The following is a 17,758-nucleotide window of genomic DNA, read 5'->3' on the forward strand; positions in this document are numbered from 1 at the left end:
GATCCGGCGCTTATGATATCATGCGCACGCCGGCCCCGCGAGTGAACCTCTCGACCCTCCTCTCTTCGGACCTCTCCCCGCGCGCCGCGCGCCGCGCCTGGCCGCTCCTCGTCCTGCTCCACCTCGCGCTCATCGCGGGCGCGGTCTTCTCCACCTCGAACGCCTTCGACGAGACCGCCTACCTCGCGGAGGGCCTGCTGGTGCTGCGCAACGGGGACTTCGCGCGCACGGCGGTGCGCCAGCCGCCGCTGCCCGAGTTCGCGGCCGCCGTCCCCTGCCTGCTGCTGGGCTGCCCGACGCCGCCGGACCATCTCCCGAAGGACTCCCAGCGCTCCGGCTTCGAGTTCCTCTATCGCGGGACGCGGCCTCCCGCGCGCCTCCTCGTCCTCGGCCGACTGGCGATGCTCGTCTTCCCCCTCGCGCTCGGCCTCGCCCTCTTCGCCTGGGCGCGGCGGCTGTGGGGCGCCGAAGCGGGCCTCATCGCGCTCTTCGCCTGGGCCTTCCATCCGAGCTTCCTCGCCAACGGCGCCCTCGTCGCCAACGACTACGCCCTCGCGGCCATGTCCTTCTGCACACTCTACGCCTTGTGGCGCTGGCAGGAGGCCGGCGAGACCCGCTGGGCCGCGCTCACGGGCGTCTTCTGGGGCCTGGCGCTCGCCTGCAAGCCCCCCGCGCTCCTTCTGGCGCCCGCGCTCGCGCTCGGAGCCCTCCTCGCGCGCCGGCCCGCCGGAGAGCGCGTCCGCGCGGCGCTGCTGGCGTGCGTCTGCGCGTCCGCGACCCTCGCCTCCGTCTACGGAGGGACCGACCTCGCGCACTGGTTCCGAAACGTGGACAATCGCCTCTTCCAGTCCTCGCAGCACGGCTTCGGGACCTTCTTCCTCGGGGCGATGAGGCCTCAGGGGTCCCCTTTCTTCTACGCCGTCTCCCTGCTCGTGAAGACGCCCCTGGGCTGGCTGCTGGCGGCGGCCGCCGCCGCCGCGGCCTTCTTCCGCCGCGGCTTCCCGGACCGGCGGGCGCTCGCCCCCTCGCTGCTCTTCGCCGTCCTGCTGTTCCTCGCGGCGTCGGCGAGCCGGACCCAGGCGGGCAACCGCTACCTGCTGCCGCTCTACGCCGCGGGCTGCCTGTGGATCGGCGGGCTCTGGCAGGACCGGCGCCGACGCCCGCTCCTCGCCCTCGGCCTTCTCTGGAGCGCGCTCTCGACGATGAGCGTCTTCCCCCATCCCCTCTCCTACGCCAACGAGCTCGTCGGCACGCGGGGCCTGCGCCGGGTCTTCGGGGAGTCGGACGTCGATTGGGGGCAGGACCTGCCCGCCCTGGCGCGCTGGCAGCGTCGCCATCCGCAGGCGCGGCTGACCCTCTGCTACTTCGGCCTGGCCGACACGGGGATGTGGGGCGTCCGGGCCCAGCTGCTGCCGATCCAGCCGCTGCAGGTCATGGGCGCGAACCGGGAGCTCGTGCACCCGGTCGGGCCGGGGCGGGAAGTCCTGGCGATGAGCGCGACGGCGCTGCAGCAGCATCCCCTGCGGGAGCTCTTCTCCTGGGACCGCGAAGGGCCGGGGCCCGTCGAAGACGTCGGGGGGTCCATCTTCCTGTGGGACGTCACGGAGCGTCCCGACATCCACCGCCGGCTGGCGCTCTGGTACCGCGCCTTCGGCTGGAGCCGCCACGAGGCCCGGGAGCTCGCGCAGGCCGGGGCCCTCGAGACGCCTCCCGCCCCGCGGCACTGACGGGAAAAAAGACGCCCGGGCCGGGAGACTCCCGGCCCGGGCGTCGTTCGTCAGATGCGCTCGAAGCGCTCGGCGGCCTTCGTCCAGTCGACGGCCTTGAAGAAGGCCGCGAGGTAGTCGGCACGCTTGAGGCCGTAGTCGAGCATGAAGGCGTGCTCGAAGACGTCCATGACGAGGAGCGGGGCGCAGCCGGGCAGGTTGCCCAGGTCGTGCTCGTTGGTCCAGACGTTGAAGAGCCGTCCCCCGAGCTTGTCGTAAGCCAGCGTGACCCAGCCGATGCCGCGGATGGCGCCCAGGCCGCGGAAGTCCTTCTCCCAGTTCTCGAGGGAGCCGAACTGGGCCGCGAGGGCCTTTCCGAGCTTCGAGTCGGCCTTGAGCGGAGCCGGAGCCTTCGTCATGTTCTCGAAGTAGTACTCGTGCAGGCGCATGCCGGCGAACTCCCAGCCGAAGCGGCGCTTGAGCTCGGCGTAGGCGGGCTCGCCGGTCTTCCCCTCGGCGAGGAGTCCCGCGAGAAGGGCCGCGACCTTGTTCGTGTTGGTCACATAGCCGTTATAGAGGGTGAAGTGGTTCTTGAGCAGGGCGTCCGAGAAGCCGGGCAAGCCCAGCAGGGTCTCGAAGTTCTTAGCGGCGTAGTCCTTGGTCTCGGCTGCGACGGGCATGTGTCCTCCTTTATAGGGGTGCGACAACGACTCGAGGTATTAAACAAATTGGGATGAGGATGAGGAAGGGTTCCCTATTGCTCCCCCCCTCGGGGGGAGACACAGAAGGGGGAGGATCGTCGTCTGCACGATTCCCCCCCACCCCACCCTCGCCGCCGCCTTCGGCGCCGGGACCGGGCATTTAAGGTAATACAGAACTCTAGATAAGGTCTACGGCCCGGACCAGCTCGGCGGCGGCGTCGTGGACGCGTCGATACAGCGAGGGAAGATCGCAGCCCTTCTCAGGACCGCGCAGAGAGCGGCACTCCTCGAACGGAGCGGAGCGCTCGGGAGGGACGCGCACCCCGAGGACGGCCGCCTCGGCGCAGAGGCGCGCGAACGAGGGACCGGCGGCGGCGAGGGCGGCTTTCAGGGCCTTGGGGTCGCTGCGGAGGGCCGGCCACTCCGAACGCAGGCGCATGAGCTTCGAGCGCAGCTCGAACTCCAGCTGGTGGCGCAGGTTCCCGGTGTCGACGCGCAGGCCCTTGAGCGGGTCCGCGCCGTGGAGCACGTCGTAGCCGGCGAGGATGTCCCGGTACTCGAGGGGGAACACGTCCCCGGAGCGGGCGAGCTCCTCCTCCGTCATGAACACCGGGCGCAGCTTGAGCGTCTTCTCGCCGGCCAGGACGCGGGCGGCGCGCTCCACCGCGTCGAGCGCGGAGTCCTTGAGCACGACGAGGAGGTTCACGTCGGAGCCTTCCGCGTGCTTCCCGCGCGCCGCGCTGCCGTAGAGCACGAGCGCGGCGAGATCCTCCTTCAGGGCCTCGCGCAGGGCGGCGGCGACCGGCTCGAGCTTCTCTTTCATCTCGGCGATTCTACCACTTCTCGAACGGCGCGCCACTCCCGCAGGCCTTTGAACGCCAATCCCAGGAAGATCAGATAGAGGAGCGAGATGAAGACGACGCCCTTGCGCGCATAGAGGGCGACGCTGACGGCGTCCACCGCGAGCCAGAGGACCCAGCACTCGATGCGCCGCTGCGCCATGAGGATCTGCGCGACGAGGCTGACGACCGTCGTGCCCGCATCCAGATAGGGATAAGAGGCCGGCGCAGGGAAGAACGCGGGGAAATAGTCGTGGATCCCCGTCATGAAGCGGCCCGCGCAGAGGGAAGCCGCGCAGATGCCCGCGGCGAGCAGGAAGTTCGTCGTCGGAGAGTTCCAGCGGACGGGAACACCGGCGCCGCGCTCCGCCGAGGACGCGCCCTCGCGACGCCAAAGCCACCACCCCCATACGCTCGTCGCCAGGTAATAGCCCTGCTCGAGCAGGTCGGAGTAGAGCCGGATCCGGTAGAAGACGAGTCCGAGGAGGACGACCGCGACGATGCTCACGGGCCAGGTCCAGATGTTCCTGCGCGTCATCAGCCAGACGCCGAGGAGGTTCAGCGTCGTCGCGAAGAACTCCAGAGAGCTCATCGGGTAGCCCAGGACGGTGAAGAGGACCCCGTCGAGGCTCAGGAGGTTCCGCACAGGCGCCAGTATATCGGTTTCCTCCGGGATCCGGAAACCGCTTTACACGCGCGGGGGTCTTGTGTATAATTATTCAGCTTGATGAATAAGTATTCCGAGCCCGCCGAGAACAAGCGCCGCCGCCAGGCGTCCATCCTGGAGGCCCTGCAGGCCGAGCCGCTGGCCACCCAGCAGGAGATCGTCCGCGCCCTGCGCCGCAAGGGCGTGCGCTCGACCCAAGTGTCGGTCTCGCGCGACATCGCGGAGCTCGGCCTCGTGAAGGTCGGCGGCCGCTACCAGCCGCCCAGCGGCCCGGACTCCGCCCCCGACCCCCGCGCCTCCCTGCGCGCGATGGTCCGCTCCGTCTCCCCCGCCGGCCGCAACCTCCTCGTCCTGCACTGCGATCCGGGAGTCGCCCCGCGCGCCGCTCTGGCCATCGACGACCTGCGCCTCCCCGGGATCGTCGGGACCATCGCCGGCGACGACACGGTCTTCGTGGCCGTCGCCGACGCGGCCGACGACGAACGCCTCCTGCGCTTCTTCCGTTGAAATCCTGACCCCCGAGAGACCCCTCCCATGAAGAAACCCCTCGTCGTGCTGGCGTTCAGCGGCGGACTCGACACCACCTTCTGCCTCCTCTGGCTCAAGGAGACGCTCGGCGCCCGCGTCGTGACCGCGACCGTGGACACCGGCGGCTTCTCCCCCGCGGAGCTGAAGGCCATCGAGGCGCGCGCCTGCGCCCTCGGCGCCGAACGACACCTCACGATCGACGCCCGGGAGGAACTCTTCGAGCGCTTCGCCAAGGTCCTCATCCAGGGGAACGTCCTGCGCGGCCGCGTGTACCCGCTCTCCGTGGCGGCCGAGCGCGTCCTGCAGGCCGACCGCGTCGCCCGCCTGGCGCGGGAACTCGGGGCCGACGCACTGGCCCACGGCTCGACCGGGGCCGGAAACGACCAGGTCCGCTTCGACGGGGTCTTCCACGCGCTCGCGCCGGGGCTCCCCATCCACACGCCCATCCGCGCGCTCGGCTGGACGCGCGAGCAGGAAGTCGCCTGGCTGGCGCAGCGCGGGGTGACGATCCCCGCGAAGACCGCGGTCTACTCGGTGAACGCGGGCCTCTGGGGGACCACCGTCGGCGGGCGCGAGACGCACGATCCCTGGGCCTCCGTCCCCGAGTCGGCCTATCCCGCTTCGGCGGAAGGGGCGCGCGCGAAGCCCCTGGACGTCGTCGTCTCCTTCGAGAAAGGCGTGCCCGTCGCGCTCGACGGCCGCCGCCTCCCCGGCGCCGAGCTCGTCGCCGAGCTGCACGCGCTGGGACGCGCCTACGGCCTGGGCCGCGGCACGCACCTGGGCGACACGGTGCTCGGGATCAAGGGCCGCATCGGCTTCGAAGCCCCCGCCCCCCTCCTCCTCATCCAGGCCCATCAGGAGCTCGAAAAACTCGTCCTCACGCGCTGGCAGTGCTTCTGGAAGAACCAGCTCTCCGACTTCTACGGCCAGCTCCTCCACGAGGGACTCTACTACGACCCGGTCATGCGCGACATCGAGGCCCTCATCGCCTCCAGTCAGGAGCGCGTCAGCGGCGACGCCCGCCTGCGCCTGGCCCCCGGCCGCTTCGAGGTCGGAGGCGTGCGCAGTCCCTACAGCATGATGGCCGTCCAGTCCGCCGCCTACGGGGAGACCAGCCGCCTCTGGAGCGGCGAGGAAGCCGCCGGCTTCTCCAAGCTCCACGGCCTCGCGATGAGCCTGGCCCTGCGCGCGTCTCCCGCGGCCGACGTGAAGCCCGCGGCGAAGGCGCGGAAGAAGGTCCCTACGGCGGGCCGCAGCGCCGCAGGGACGGCGCGAAAGGAGAACGGCTTGCGCGCCGCGGGAGCGTCCCGGTGAAGGTCTTCTTCGACAAGATCGCCTCGGCGACGCGCAACGCGCGCGTCCAGCGCGAGTCCATCCTGACGCGCGAGGTCGTCGCGGAGGAAGGCCGCGTCATCGCCGTGCGCGTGCGCGGCACGAAGTCCGTCTACAACACGGTCGAGGACCTCCACGGCCGCATGATCCCGCTCAACGACGGCGACCTGCTCGCCGGAGTGCTCGGCGCCCGGCGCGCGCTGCGCGGCTACGCGGGCGTCGTTCCCGAGCGGGTCCAGGCCGGAGACCTGCTCGACATCCTCAACCTCGGCGGCGTCATCGGCCGCTGCACCTCCGCCAACATCGAGCTCGGAGCGCCTCTGAAGGCGGAAGTCCTGGGCTCCGTGCTCAGCTTCCCGGTGCTCGGGGAGCGCACGGGCGTACCGGCCACCATCCGGGAGAACGCGGTCCCCTGGGCCTCGCAGCTGGCCCCCTCCGCGCCCGTCATCTACGTCGCCGGCACCTGCATGAACTCGGGGAAGACCTTCGCCTGCGGCGAGATCATCCGCCACCTGACGCGCCGCGGCTACCGCGTCTGCGGCGCGAAGCTGACCGGGGTCTCGCTCCTGCGCGACACGCTGAGCATGTGCGACCTCGGGGCGGTCCGCAGCCTCTTCTTCAACGACGCCGGCGTCGTCTCGACGACGGAGAAGGTCTCGGTCCCCGTGGCGAAGGGACTCCTCAACGCTCTCAACGCGGAGGAGCCCGACGTCCTGGTCGTGGAGCTCGGCGACGGCATCCTGGGAGACTACGGCGTGCAGGCCATCCTCGCCGACGCCGAGCTCATGGGCGCCGGGACCGCCCATGTCCTCTGCGCCAACGATCCCGTCGGCGCCTGGGGCGCGGCCGAGCTCTACCGCTCGAAGTACGGCCGGCTGCCCGACGTCGTCGCCGGCCCGGCCACCGACAACGCCGTCGGCCGCGACTACATCGAGGGCCAGCTCGGCCTGCGCGCCATCAACGCCCGGCTCGACCACGCGCGGCTCGGCGAGGCGCTCGAGAACATCGTCTTCGGCAAGGCGGGCGAGCCCTCCGCGGCCGCGCTCCCCGACGCCGCCCGGGCGGCCGCGTGAAGCGCGTCCGGACGGGGATCGTCGGCGGAGCGGGCTACGTGGGCGGCGAGCTCCTGCGCCTGCTCTCGGGCCATCCGCGCGCGGAGGTCGCCGCCGTCGCTTCGCGCTCCCACGCGGGGAAGCCGGTGGGGGCCGCCCACCCGCACCTGCGCGGACTCGCGGACCTCCGCTTCGTCGAAGAGCTCGATCCGGCGGGACTCGACTGCCTCTTCCTCGCGGGCGGCCACGGGGAGGCGATGGGCCGCATGGCGCAGCTCCTCGAGCGCGCCGGCCCCGCGTGCCGGGTCGTGGACCTCTCGGCGGACTTCCGACTGCGCGACGCGACGCTCTACCCCGCCTGGTACGGCCGCGAACACGCGGCGCCGGAGCTGCTTCCCTCCTTCGTCTACGGCCTCGCCGAGCTCAACCGCGAGGCCGTGCGCGGCGCCTCGCGCGTCGCCAACCCCGGCTGCTTCGCCACCGCGCTCGCCCTCGCGCTCGGGCCGCTGGCGGCCGCCGGCTTCTCCGGCCGCGCGCGCGTCACCGCGGTCACCGGCTCCTCGGGCTCGGGCGTCTCGCCGAGCGCCGGCACGCACCATCCCTCGCGCGAGGGGACCCTGCGCGCCTACAAGCCTCTCAAGCATCAGCACATCCCGGAGGTCGAGGCCTTCCTCGACGGCCTCGCCGGGAAGCCGTCGCTGCGGCTCTCGCTGGTCCCCGTCTCGGGGCCCTTCGTGCGCGGCATCTACGCGGTCTGCCAGCTCGACCTCCCCGAGGGGATGACGGAGGCGGACCTGCGCGGCCTCTACGAGCGCGCATACGGAGGCTCCCCCTTCGTGCGCCTCTGCGACGCGCCGCCCGACCTCAAGGCGGTCGTCGGCAGCAACGCCTGCGACCTCCATGTCTGCGTGCGCGACGGCTCGGCCGCGGTGATCGCCGCCATCGACAATCTGGTCAAGGGCGCGGCCGGTCAGGCCGTGCAGAACATGAACCTCATGCTCGGCTTCGACGAGGCGCTGGGCCTCGAACAGCCCGGCGCGTATCCATGACGACCGCCGCCGCGACCGACTGGAAGGCCGAGGAGAGCCGCTGGCTCCTGCCGGGCTACGCGCAGTTCCCGTTCGTGCTCGAACGCGGGGAAGGCGCCTGGGTCTGGGACTCCGAGGGGCGGCGCTACCTCGACTTCTACGCCGGGCACGCCGTCGCCCTGCTCGGGCACTGCCCGCCCGCGGTGGTCGCCGCCCTGCGCCGACAGGCCGGGGAGCTCCTCTTTTATTCGACGCTCGCCACCCTCCCCGTCCGCGCCCGCGCGGCCCGGGCGCTCGTCGAGCTTTGCGGCGCGGAGGGCTCGCGCGTCTTCTTCAGCAACTCGGGCGCCGAGGCCAACGAGAACGCCATGCGCGTCGCGCGCCGGGCGACGGGACGCCGCCTCATCGTCGCCGTCGAGGGCTCCTTCCACGGACGCACGGCCGGAGCGCTGGCCGCGACCGGCATCCCGCACTACCGCCAGGGCGTCCAGGGACTCGGCACCGACGTGACGTTCGTCCCCTTCGGGGACCTCGCCGCGGCCGAAGCGGCGCTGGGGCCGGAGGCCGCCGGCTTCCTCCTCGAGCCGGTGCAGGGCCTCGCGGGCGCCGTCCACCCTCCGAGCGGCTATCTCGAGGGGCTCGCGCGCCTGTGCCGCGGGAGCGGCGCCCTGCTGATCTTCGACGAGGTGCAGACCGGGCTCGGCCGCCTCGGAGCCCCTTCGGCCGCCCAGGCCTTCGGCGTCCAGCCCGACCTTCAGACCTTCGCGAAAGGCCTCGGCTCCGGCGTCCCCTGCGCGGCGACCCTCGCCGGGCCCCGCGCCGCCGCGGCCGTCCGGCCGGGCGACCTCGGCTCGACCTTCGGAGGAGGGCCGCTCGCCGCCGCCGCCGTCGAGGCGACGCTGGGGGAGCTCTCCCGCGCCCGCCTCTGGGAGAACGCCGCGCGCCTCGAGCTCCGCATCCGCGAGACCTTCCGCATGCCGGGCGTGCTCTCCGTTCAGGGCAAGGGCCTCCTGCTCGGGCTCGTCCTCGACCGCCCGGCCAAAGCCGTGCAGAGCGCGCTCGTCGGACGCGGCGTCCTGACCGGGACCGCGGAGGACCCGCGCGTCCTGCGCCTGCTCCCCCCCCTCATCATCGGCGACGCCGAAGTCGAGCTCCTGCGCGCCGCCCTTTCGGACACCCTCGGAGGAACCCCGTCATGACGAACACCCGACACTTCACCAGCCTCATGGAGACCGGCGCCGAGGAGGTCGCGGCGCTCGTCGAGTCGGCCCGCGCCTTCAAGCGCCGGCCGCCGACCGACCGGCCGCTCGAAGGCAAGAGCGTGGCCTTCTGCTTCATGAACCCCTCGCTGCGCACGCAGGTCTCCTTCGAGGTGGCCGCCGCCTCCCTGGGCGCGCATCCCGTCACCCTCTTCCTCGGCTCCGGGACCTGGAAGATCGCGGTGGAGGACGGCGTCGTCATGGACGGCGACTGCCCCGAGCACGCGCGCGAGGCCGTGCCCGTGCTCGCCCGCATGTGCGACGCGCTGGCCCTGCGCTCCTTCCCCGCCGGCAAGGACTGGGCGGAAGAGCGGAAGGACCCCTACCTGGAGGCCTTCCGCCGCCACTCCCCGAAGCCCGTCATCAGCCTCGAGTCCGCCATGGGCCATCCCTGTCAGGGTCTGGCCGATCAGATGACCCTTCGCGAACGAATGGACCCGCGCGGCAAGGAGTTCCTGCTCACCTGGGCGCCCCACATCAAGCCCCTCCCGCTCGCCGTCCCGCACTCGGCCGCGGAGACCGCCGTCCTCGCCGGGATGAACCTGACGATCGCCCGGCCGAAGGGCTACGACCTCGACCCCGAGGTGATGGAGAAGCTGCGCGCGGCGTGCAAGGCGGCCGGGACCCGGCTGAGGGTCACGGACCAGCCGCGCGAGGCCTACAAGGGAGCCCACGCGGTCTACGCCAAGGCCTGGGGCTCGCTCGCCGAGTACGGCAAGCCGCCCTCCGCGGACCCTGCCTTCCGCGACCTCTGGCGCGTCTCGGCCGACAAGATGGCGCTCACCGACGGCGCCGTGTTCATGCACTGCCTGCCCGTGCGCCGCAACGTCGAGGTGGACGACGCGGTGCTCGACGGCCCGTCCTCGGTCGTGGTGGACCAGGCCGAGAACCGCATGCACACCTCCAAGGCCGTCCTCTACCGTCTGCTGACCGGAAAACACTACTCATGATGACAACCTTCTCTATGTCCTGCCTTGGCCGAGGAGATTTTGGAGCGAGCCAAGGAGCGAGGAGCGCGCATGGCTGCAGCCATGTAAGCGACGAGCGACGCGGGCGCAGCCCGAAATCGCCCGGCCCCTCCGGGGAGACGCATCCTTGGGCGCCTGCTTCGTTGCTCCTCCCTCAGATAGCTCAAGCTATCCTCGGTCCTCGCGCCTCGCATCCGTCTCAAGCTTGCGTCTCCAAGGCAGGACATAGAGAAGGTTGTCATCATATGGAGGCTTCCAAATGCCCGACACCATCCGCGCGCTGAGACAGGCGCTCCCGTACGTCCGCCTCTACAAGGGGAAGACCTTCGTCGTCAAGATCGGAGGCCGCATCCTGCAGAAGCGCGAGACCCTCGACGCCCTCGTCGAGGAGCTCTGCCTGCTCCACCAGGTGGGCATCCGCATCGTGGTCGTGCACGGCGGAGGCCCCCAGGCGACCGAGCTCTCCCGGCGCCTCGGCATCGAGCCGACCATCGTCGCCGGCCGCCGCGTGACCGACGAGCAGACCCTCGAGGTCGCCAAGATGGTCTACGCCGGCTCGCTCAACGTGGACATGCTCTCGGTCTTCCGCGCCCACCAGACGCCGGCCGTCGGCATCTCGGGCGTGGACGCCGGTCTGCTCACGGCCCAGCGCCGCCACAAGAAGCGCATCGAGCCCTTCCCGGGCGCCCCGCCCGTGGAGGTGGACTTCGGCTTCGTGGGCGACATCGTCCGCGTGGACCCGTCCATCCTCGAGAGCCTCCTCGCCGCGGGCACCGTGCCGGTGATCTCCCCGCTCGCCTGCGACGAACGCGGGACCGTGTTCAACATCAACGCGGACTCCATCGCCGAAGCGGTGGCGCGCGCCCTCTCGGCCGAGAAGCTGCTCATCCTCACCGACACCGACGGGGTCCTGCGCGACCCCAAGGACCCCTCGAGCCTCGTCTCGTACACCGACATTTCGGGCCTCGAGCGCATGCGCGACGAAGGGAAGCTCTCCGGCGGCATGCTGCCGAAGGTGGAGGGCGCGATCGCCGCCCTGCGCGGCGGGGTGCGCCGCGCGCACGTCCTCAACGGGACCCGCACGGGAACGCTGCTCATGGAGATCTTCACCAACTCGGGCAGCGGCACGATGATCGCCGAGCGCTGCGAGCCCCCGCTCGCCGCCGAGGCGCCGCAGGGCGTGAGGGCGTGACGGAAGCCGTCGAGCTCCTGCGCCGGCTCGTCGCCGTCCCCTCGGAGAGCGGGAAGGAGGACGCCGTCGTCGCCCTCCTGGAGGAGACCTTCCGCGGCCTGGGCTGGACCCCGCGACGAGAGGGACGCAACCTCTACGCCGTCCTCGGCACGGAAGGCCCGCTGCTCCTGCTCAACTCGCACACGGACACCGTCCCGGTCGGCGAAGGCTGGAGCAAACCGCCGCTCGGCGCCGTCGAAGACGGCCGCGTCTACGGCCGCGGCGCCAACGACGCGAAGGGCCCCCTGACCGCCATGATCCTCGGCGCGGCGCGCGCCTACGCAAAAGCCCCCCCCCGCGGCCGCGTCCTCGTCGCGGCGACCTGCGAGGAGGAGATCTCCGGACAGGGACTGGGCGCGCTCCTTCCGCTCCTTCCGCGCCCCGACGCGGCGGTGGTCGGCGAGCCGACGGGCCTCGCGCCGGCCGTGGCCCAGAAGGGTCTGCTCCTGCTCACCGTGACCGTGCGCGGGCGCGCCGCCCATGCCGCCTGGGGCGGCGGGGTCAACGCCGTGCACGCCGCGGCCCGCGACATCACGGCCCTCGCCGGACTCCCTTTCGAGCGCGAGCATCCCCTTCTGGGACGCCCGAGCCTGCAGGTCACGAAGGTCCTGGGGGGCACGCGCCACAACGTCGTCCCCGACCGCTGCGAGCTGACCATCGACATCCGCACCACGCCCGACTACCGCCCCGAGGAGATCGTCGAGCTCGTGCGCGCGGCCGTGGGCGGCGAGGTGGAGATCCGCTCCCGGCGCCTCGAGTCGGTCGCCACCGCTCCGGAGCACCCCGTCGTCCGGGCCGCACTGGCCGCACGCCCGGGCGCGGCCGCGTTCGGCTCCCCGACCGTCTCCGACTGGATCTTCCTCAAGGACGTGCCGACCGTGAAGGTCGGGCCGGGCGATTCGCGCCGCTCCCACACCCCCGACGAGTACCTCGAGACCGCCGAGCTCGAGGAAGGAGTCCTCTTCTATGAACGCCTCATCCGCAGCTACCACGAACTCGCCTAAGAGCTCCTCCCGCAAGCTCTGGGAGACGGCCTCCCGGCTCGACGCCGCCGTCGAGCGCTACACCGTCGGCGAGGACCCGACGCTCGACCGGGCCCTCCTGCGCTACGAGGTCTACGGCAGCCTGGCGCACGCGGCCGGTCTCGCGCGCATCGGCGTGCTCTCACGCCGCGACCACTCCGCCCTGCGCAAGGCCCTCGCGCGCATGCTCGAGCGCCCGGGGGCGTTCTTCATCACCCGCGCGCAGGAGGACGTCCACACCGCGGTGGAGCAGCACCTCACGCGCGTCGTCGGCGAGGCGGGGCTGCGCATCCACGCCGGCCGCAGCCGCAACGACCAGGTGCAGACGGACCTGCGCCTCTACCTCAAGGACCGGCTCCTGCGTCTGCACGCGCGGACCTGCGAGGCCGCCGAGGCCTGGCGCCTCTTCGGCGCCCGCAACGCCCGCGTCCTCGCGCCCGGCTACACGCACATGCAGCGCGCCATGCCGACGACGCTGGGTCATTGGGCCGCTTCGCACGCCGAGGCCTTCCTCGAGAACGCGCGCCTCCTGCGCGCCGCCTACGCGGAGGTCGACGCCTGCCCGCTGGGCAGCGGCGCCGGCTACGGCGTCCCGCTCCCCCTCCCGCGCGCCTTCGTCGCCCGCCTGCTCGGCTTCTCCCGCGTCCAGCGCAACACCCTGCGGGTGCAGACGAGCCGTCCGCGCCTCGAGGCCGTCGTCCTCTCGGCTTTGACGGTGCTCGCCCGCGACGCGGGCGTCCTCGCCGACGACCTGCGCCTCTACGCCACCGCCGAGTTCGGCTTCCTGCGTCTGCCCGAGGCCTTCACGACCGGCAGCAGCATCATGCCCCAGAAGCGCAACCCGGACGTCGTCGAGCTGACCCGCGCCCGCGCCTGCCTCTTCCCGGGCTGGCTCCAGCAGATCCTCGCGATCGGGACGCTCCCCTCCGGCTATCACCGGGACTACCAGCTCACCAAGGGCCCGCTCATGGCCGCGGTCGAGACCGCCGACGAGATGCTGGAGATCCTCGCGCGCCTTCCCGGCCCGCTGAAGGTGGACGCCGCGCGCTGCCGCGCCGCCGTCACGGAGGACACCCTCGCCACCGCCAAGGCCCTCGCGCTCGTGCGAGAGGGCGTGCCCTTCCGGGAGGCCTACCGCCGCGTCGCCGAAGGCGCCCGCGCCGCCGGGACCTCCGCGCGGACGGCCGGCCGCGTGGACCTGCCGTCCTACGCCGGCGCGCCCGGGGACCCGGGCTTCAAGGCGTTGGGAGAAGAGCGGCGGACGGAAGCCCGCTGGAGCCGCCGCGAGGGCGCGCGGCTGCGCAGGACTTGGGACCGCCTCGTCGCCTGAGGGTTCCGGCTACTGCAGCCAGCTGGGCAGCTGGCGCCAGATGACGTCGAAGGCGAGGGCGATCTCCGAACGATAGGGCGTGGCCAGCGGCCCCACCAGAAGCTTCTCGGCCTTGTCGACGAAGGAGTCCTGCAGGGCTTCCTGAGAACTCAGCGCGACCCCGCGCTTGCCTCCGAGCCCCGCCGCGGTCCAGGAGACGCCGTCGGAGGGCGCCAGGACGGTCAGCTCGATGCCGACGCGTCGGTCGCGCGGCGCTCCGGCCTTGTTGAGCCGGAGGACCGCGACCGCGTCGACCTCCAGCGCCTTCGCGACGTCCGCCATCACGGCGGTCTTGAGCCCGTTCCCGTCCATGATCCCGAAGACGCTCTTGAGGCGCTCGTCGACGACCCCCGGCTCGGCCGTCCGGAGCCCCTTGAGCTTGAACGCCTCGTCGCAGAGGGCGCGGATCGGAGCGGTCGCCGACGGCTGCCCCGTCTCGTCGACGACGGGAAGCACCGCGACCGACTTCGGGCGGGCGTAGCCGCGCGCGGCGCCGCTCGCGGCCGCGGGACAATCGAGGCAGGGCCAGCCGTCCGCCGCCCTCCGCGCGAGCTTCGCGAGCGCGTAGTCCCGGTTCGTCCCCTGGATGGGGGCCACGGCGTCGAGCAAGACCCGCTCTCCCCGCGGCTCCACGAGACGGATCCCGGCCGACTGGAGCTTGCAGACCCCGAAGAGCGCGAGGTCGGCCCCAAGAGCCCGGGCGACGGCGGCCCCCGAGCTGTCGGAAAGCTCGAAGTCCTCGCGTCCCGTCAGGTCCCGGATGGCGGCGCGCACCTGCTCGGGCGGCACGAAGACCGCGTCCTTCTTGAAGAGCGGCCGCGCCCGCTCGACGAACTCCCTGCGGCAGCTTTCGCCGAAGTACGGGCCTTTCCAATGGGCGAAGGGGAGCGCGGCGACCTGCGCCGGCCTGGAGGAGCGCGGAGCCGCGCGCTCGGGGGGCGCCGCGCAGCCTCCCCACAGGAGGAGGAGCGCGGCGAGGAAGCCGCCGGCCGGACCGCGTCGGATGCTGGGCAGGCCCATCAGCCGATAATTTAGTAATTTTATCGCGCATGGCAACGCGTTTTATCGCAGAAGAGCCGCCCGCCCTCGAGATCGAGGCCAAGCGCCGCCTCTCCCCCCGGGACCTCCCGGAGCTGCGCCGCCGCCTCCTCGCGACGCCGGGAGTGCTCCGCGCCCGCTCCTTCGTCTGCTACGACCAGCCCATCGACACCCCGGACGCCCGCCTCCTCGCGGTCGGCGCGGGCCTCCGGATCCGCCGCGTGGAGGGAGAGCGCGGGGCCTGGCTCCAGTTCAAGGGCCCGGGGACGACCCTCGGCGGGCTGCTCTCGCGCAGCGAGACCGTCCGCGGCCCCTTCCGCTCACCGTGCTCGCGGCGCAACGGCCTCCCCGTCTCCTCGGACGCGGCGGCCCGCGCGCTGCTGCGCCGTCTCCCCCTCTCGACGCGCCGAGTCCTGGCGCGCCTCGCGCCGGAGCTCCTGCGCGGGGAGCTGCGCTGCCGTCTCCTCGCCGTCTGCCGCAAGGAGAAGTTCCTCGCCGAGGACGGCGCGTTCGAGCCCTCGCTCGACCGGGTCCGGGTCTACGCGCTCTCGGGCCGCCGCCTCCGGCTCCTGGGGACCTTCTGCGAGTACGAGAACGAGGCGCTGCGGCCCGGCCGCACCTCCAGCGAGCGGCGCGCGGCCCTCGCGCGCCTGCGCGCCTTCGACCGCCGCCTGACGCGGGGGCTGCGCATGCCCGTCGAGACCCGCGACAAATATCAGCGCGCCTCCGCACTCCTCCCCGACTGAAGTCGCACGGCGCGAACCTGGCGCGACCAAGGACTCCGGGGTTATACTCTCCCGTCGGCCGGACGACACCCCGCAGCCATCCGGGAGCGAGGAACGCATGAGCGGAGACCGATACGGAAGGTCGTACAGGACGGGCTTCACCCTCATCGAGCTCATGATCGTGGTGGCGATCATCGGGATCCTTGCCGCCATCGCCATCCCCAAGTTCGCCGACCTGGTCCGGAAATCCCAGGAGGGACAGGCCAAGGGGAACCTCGGCTCCCTGCGCTCCGCGCTCTCGATCTACTACGCGGACATGGAAGGGAACTATCCGGGCGACTTCAACTCGCTGACGATCAACGGGAAATACCTCTCCGCCATCCCGAAGTCCAAGACCCCGAACTTCCATCCCGACAGCGCCGTCATCCGCCACAACCAGTACACGAACCCCTTCGGCTGCGGCTCGGGCTACTCCCTGGATACGGGGGATTGGATCTACTGGAGCGACGGCGGAGAGCTCTGCGCGGTCGTCGCTCCGCCGGCAGGGCAGAACCGGCATAACCAGGGAGACTTCTGGATCGCCTGCAACCACACCGACACGAAGGGCTCGGCCTGGTCGAGCTACTGAGCCGCGGCGGGATCGGCGGGAGAGAAGGCGGCCTTCACGCGGCGGACCGCGAGGGGCAGGAGGAGCATCGCGGCGTCCGGAAGAGGCCCCTCCCGTGCTTCGAATATGCCACTATCATGGAGCCGGACGACGTGACCGGCTCCCTCCTCTGAATCCGACGACCTGAAAGGCGGAACATGGACCTCAAGCAGTGCGACGCGAACACTCCGGCTTCGAGCTACACCGACGCTCATCGCTGCCTGAAGCGTCATGGTGTCGAGCGATCCGGACGGCGGAACCTCTGCGCACACCACAGAGGGATGGCCTCGCGCAAAGGAGCGGAGTGGACCTCCCCGCGCTGAGCGAAGAAGCCCGCGGGGGCCGACTGGCCTTCGTCGGCGCGCGCCTGGTCTATCTCCTCGCGGCCCTGCCCTTCCTCGCCGACCGTCTCAAGTCCGGCCGTTGGATGACGGACATCCTCTCCCTGGCCGTCGACGCCATCCTGGTCGGAGTCATCATCGTCATCATCGCTCTCCTGCGCCGCGCCCGAAGGCGCGAGCGGCTCATCGACGGCCTCCGCAAGACGATGAACGAAGCCATCATCCACGACCTCAAGAACCCGATGACCTCCATCATGGCCTGCCTCTCCTGCCTCCGCCACGACGCGCCCGGCCCCGAGCTGCAGGGCAAGCTTTTGCGCCTCGCCGAGCACAGCTGCCGCTCGCAGATGGCGCTGCTGGAGACGCTCGTGGACACCAGCCGCATGGAGCAGGGCGAGCTGGCGGTGCGCCGGGAGCCCTTCGCCGTCCAGGGCTTCCTCAACGACGTCCTCGACGACGCCCGGGGCGCGGCGTCCTACCTCGGCGTCTCGCTGAAGGAGACGATCGATTCGGACATCCCGGCCGACCTGCAGGCCGATGCGGAGCTCCTGCGCCGGGTCCTGGCCAACCTCATCCACAACGCCCTCAAGTACACGCCCGCCGGCGGCAGCGTCTCCCTGGACATCCGCATGGAAGCGGGACGCCTGCGCTTCGCGGTCACGGACACGGGGATCGGGATCGGACCCAAGCACCTGGAGCGGCTCTTCGGGAAGTACTACCGGGTGGAAGGCAGCGACCAGACGATGCGCCGCGGCAGCGGTCTGGGGCTGTATTTCTGCCGGCTGGCCGTCGAAGCGCACGGCGGGACGATCCGCGTGACCAGCAAGATCGACAAGGGGACCACCATCACTTTCGACATCCCCGGGACCGTCCGAGAGGTGCGCGCATCATGAGCCCAGACGGCCCGAAGCCCCGCCGGAACCTGCTGGTCGTCGACGACGACAGCGTCATCCGCACCCTGCTGCACGCCGCGCTGGAGCAGAAGTACGACGTCCAGTGCGTCCCCAACGGGCCGGACGTACCCGCCCTCATCGAGAAGCGCAAGCCCGACCTCGTGCTCCTGGACATCAACATGCCCGGCAGCGACGGCTACGCCCTCTGTTCCGCGATCCGCGCCCAGACGGAACGGCTCCTCCTGCCCATCCTCTTCATGACGGTCTGCCACTACGACAAAGGCTTCTTCGACGGCTTGCGCACGGGGGGCAACGCCCTCATCCGCAAACCCTTCGAGCTGCCCGTGCTCAAGAGCCGCATCGACGCCTTGCTCAAGCCCCCCCCCTCTCCCGTCTGACGGGCGACACTTTCG

At 71.6% G+C, this 17,758-nt stretch carries 18 protein-coding genes; 14 read left to right on the forward strand and 4 right to left on the reverse strand.

The features are described from left to right. Nucleotides 1-20: 20 nt before the first annotated feature. Complete coding sequence (locus tag WC969_00945) at nt 21-1,727, forward strand: glycosyltransferase family 39 protein (GenBank protein ID MFA6028396.1); 1,707 nt, start codon at nt 21-23, stop codon at nt 1,725-1,727. A gap of 50 nt (nt 1,728-1,777) precedes the next feature. On the opposite strand, the gene WC969_00950 is transcribed toward WC969_00945, so the two are convergent. The 3 genes from WC969_00950 to pnuC form a co-directional block, all read right to left on the reverse strand. Then, entirely contained in the window at nt 1,778-2,386 is a 609-nt protein-coding gene (locus tag WC969_00950) for a Fe-Mn family superoxide dismutase (GenBank protein MFA6028397.1), read from the reverse strand. 199 nt (nt 2,387-2,585) lie between these two features. Beyond that, nucleotides 2,586-3,230 (reverse strand): nucleotidyltransferase domain-containing protein, encoded by a 645-nt coding sequence (locus WC969_00955; GenBank protein ID MFA6028398.1) that lies wholly within the window; start codon nt 3,228-3,230, stop codon nt 2,586-2,588. Further along, nucleotides 3,227-3,892: a nicotinamide riboside transporter PnuC gene (gene pnuC / locus WC969_00960; protein MFA6028399.1), complete on the reverse strand. Its 666-nt coding sequence runs from the start codon at nt 3,890-3,892 to the stop codon at nt 3,227-3,229. Before pnuC ends, WC969_00955 begins: the two co-directional genes overlap by 4 nt. Nucleotides 3,893-3,973: 81 nt before the next feature. Between pnuC and WC969_00965 the strand changes: the two genes are divergently transcribed. The 9 genes from WC969_00965 to argH all read left to right on the forward strand — a co-directional run bounded on the left by WC969_00965 (nt 3,974) and on the right by argH (nt 13,663). Further along, nucleotides 3,974-4,420 (forward strand): hypothetical protein, encoded by a 447-nt coding sequence (locus tag WC969_00965; GenBank protein ID MFA6028400.1) that lies wholly within the window; start codon nt 3,974-3,976, stop codon nt 4,418-4,420. Between the two features lie 27 nt (nt 4,421-4,447). Beyond that, complete coding sequence (gene argG / locus WC969_00970) at nt 4,448-5,755, forward strand: argininosuccinate synthase (protein ID MFA6028401.1); 1,308 nt, start codon at nt 4,448-4,450, stop codon at nt 5,753-5,755. Next, nucleotides 5,752-6,846: a hypothetical protein gene (locus tag WC969_00975; protein MFA6028402.1), complete on the forward strand. Its 1,095-nt coding sequence runs from the start codon at nt 5,752-5,754 to the stop codon at nt 6,844-6,846. Before argG ends, WC969_00975 begins: the two co-directional genes overlap by 4 nt. Next, nucleotides 6,843-7,874, forward strand: coding sequence for an N-acetyl-gamma-glutamyl-phosphate reductase (gene argC / locus WC969_00980; GenBank protein MFA6028403.1), 1,032 nt, complete (start codon nt 6,843-6,845; stop codon nt 7,872-7,874). Before WC969_00975 ends, argC begins: the two co-directional genes overlap by 4 nt. Then, nucleotides 7,871-9,052, forward strand: coding sequence for an aminotransferase class III-fold pyridoxal phosphate-dependent enzyme (locus WC969_00985; GenBank protein MFA6028404.1), 1,182 nt, complete (start codon nt 7,871-7,873; stop codon nt 9,050-9,052). The genes argC and WC969_00985 overlap by 4 nt, the downstream gene beginning before the upstream one ends. Continuing rightward, the gene (locus WC969_00990) at nt 9,049-10,062 is read left to right on the forward strand and encodes an N-acetylornithine carbamoyltransferase (GenBank protein MFA6028405.1); all 1,014 of its coding nucleotides are present in this window, start codon (nt 9,049-9,051) and stop codon (nt 10,060-10,062) included. The genes WC969_00985 and WC969_00990 overlap by 4 nt, the downstream gene beginning before the upstream one ends. Before the next feature lie 277 nt (nt 10,063-10,339). Next, the gene (argB, locus tag WC969_00995; protein MFA6028406.1) at nt 10,340-11,272 is read left to right on the forward strand and encodes an acetylglutamate kinase; all 933 of its coding nucleotides are present in this window, start codon (nt 10,340-10,342) and stop codon (nt 11,270-11,272) included. Continuing rightward, a complete protein-coding gene (locus WC969_01000; GenBank protein MFA6028407.1) occupies nt 11,269-12,315 on the forward strand; it encodes a M20/M25/M40 family metallo-hydrolase in 1,047 nt (348 codons plus the stop codon). Before argB ends, WC969_01000 begins: the two co-directional genes overlap by 4 nt. After that, nucleotides 12,278-13,663 (forward strand): argininosuccinate lyase, encoded by a 1,386-nt coding sequence (gene argH / locus WC969_01005; GenBank protein ID MFA6028408.1) that lies wholly within the window; start codon nt 12,278-12,280, stop codon nt 13,661-13,663. The genes WC969_01000 and argH overlap by 38 nt, the downstream gene beginning before the upstream one ends. 9 nt (nt 13,664-13,672) lie before the next feature. Here argH and WC969_01010 read toward each other — a convergent pair whose 3' ends face one another. Beyond that, nucleotides 13,673-14,722: a hypothetical protein gene (locus tag WC969_01010; protein ID MFA6028409.1), complete on the reverse strand. Its 1,050-nt coding sequence runs from the start codon at nt 14,720-14,722 to the stop codon at nt 13,673-13,675. Nucleotides 14,723-14,751: 29 nt separating this feature from the next. On the opposite strand from WC969_01010, the gene WC969_01015 reads away from it, so the two are divergent. From WC969_01015 to WC969_01030, 4 genes are all read left to right on the forward strand, one after another. Then, complete coding sequence (locus WC969_01015; protein ID MFA6028410.1) at nt 14,752-15,486, forward strand: CYTH domain-containing protein; 735 nt, start codon at nt 14,752-14,754, stop codon at nt 15,484-15,486. A 97-nt stretch (nt 15,487-15,583) separates the two neighbouring features. Then, nucleotides 15,584-16,093, forward strand: coding sequence for a prepilin-type N-terminal cleavage/methylation domain-containing protein (locus WC969_01020; GenBank protein MFA6028411.1), 510 nt, complete (start codon nt 15,584-15,586; stop codon nt 16,091-16,093). 322 nt (nt 16,094-16,415) lie between these two features. Beyond that, nucleotides 16,416-17,345 (forward strand): HAMP domain-containing sensor histidine kinase, encoded by a 930-nt coding sequence (locus tag WC969_01025; protein MFA6028412.1) that lies wholly within the window; start codon nt 16,416-16,418, stop codon nt 17,343-17,345. Then, nucleotides 17,342-17,743, forward strand: coding sequence for a response regulator (locus WC969_01030; GenBank protein ID MFA6028413.1), 402 nt, complete (start codon nt 17,342-17,344; stop codon nt 17,741-17,743). Before WC969_01025 ends, WC969_01030 begins: the two co-directional genes overlap by 4 nt. The last annotated feature ends 15 nt before the right edge of the window (nt 17,744-17,758 follow it).

The sequence above is a fragment of the Elusimicrobiota bacterium genome (genome assembly GCA_041660925.1).
GTDB lineage: Bacteria > Elusimicrobiota > Elusimicrobia > UBA1565 > UBA1565 > JBAZUV01.

What these genes read in the sequence shown, in the direction of transcription:
- WC969_00965 (MFA6028400.1), top strand. Translation starts at nt 3,974, where the DNA reads ATGAATAAGTATTCCGAGCCCGCCGAGAACAAGCGCCGCCGCCAGGCG.
- argB (MFA6028406.1), top strand. Translation starts at nt 10,340, where the DNA reads ATGCCCGACACCATCCGCGCGCTGAGACAGGCGCTCCCGTACGTCCGC.
- WC969_00950 (MFA6028397.1), bottom strand. Translation starts at nt 2,386, where the DNA reads ATGCCCGTCGCAGCCGAGACCAAGGACTACGCCGCTAAGAACTTCGAG.
- WC969_01015 (MFA6028410.1), top strand. Translation starts at nt 14,752, where the DNA reads ATGGCAACGCGTTTTATCGCAGAAGAGCCGCCCGCCCTCGAGATCGAG.
- argG (MFA6028401.1), top strand. Translation starts at nt 4,448, where the DNA reads ATGAAGAAACCCCTCGTCGTGCTGGCGTTCAGCGGCGGACTCGACACC.
- WC969_01020 (MFA6028411.1), top strand. Translation starts at nt 15,584, where the DNA reads ATGAGCGGAGACCGATACGGAAGGTCGTACAGGACGGGCTTCACCCTC.
- WC969_01010 (MFA6028409.1), bottom strand. Translation starts at nt 14,722, where the DNA reads ATGGGCCTGCCCAGCATCCGACGCGGTCCGGCCGGCGGCTTCCTCGCC.
- WC969_00985 (MFA6028404.1), top strand. Translation starts at nt 7,871, where the DNA reads ATGACGACCGCCGCCGCGACCGACTGGAAGGCCGAGGAGAGCCGCTGG.
- WC969_00955 (MFA6028398.1), bottom strand. Translation starts at nt 3,230, where the DNA reads ATGAAAGAGAAGCTCGAGCCGGTCGCCGCCGCCCTGCGCGAGGCCCTG.
- WC969_01030 (MFA6028413.1), top strand. Translation starts at nt 17,342, where the DNA reads ATGAGCCCAGACGGCCCGAAGCCCCGCCGGAACCTGCTGGTCGTCGAC.
- argH (MFA6028408.1), top strand. Translation starts at nt 12,278, where the DNA reads ATGAACGCCTCATCCGCAGCTACCACGAACTCGCCTAAGAGCTCCTCC.
- WC969_00990 (MFA6028405.1), top strand. Translation starts at nt 9,049, where the DNA reads ATGACGAACACCCGACACTTCACCAGCCTCATGGAGACCGGCGCCGAG.
- WC969_00945 (MFA6028396.1), top strand. Translation starts at nt 21, where the DNA reads ATGCGCACGCCGGCCCCGCGAGTGAACCTCTCGACCCTCCTCTCTTCG.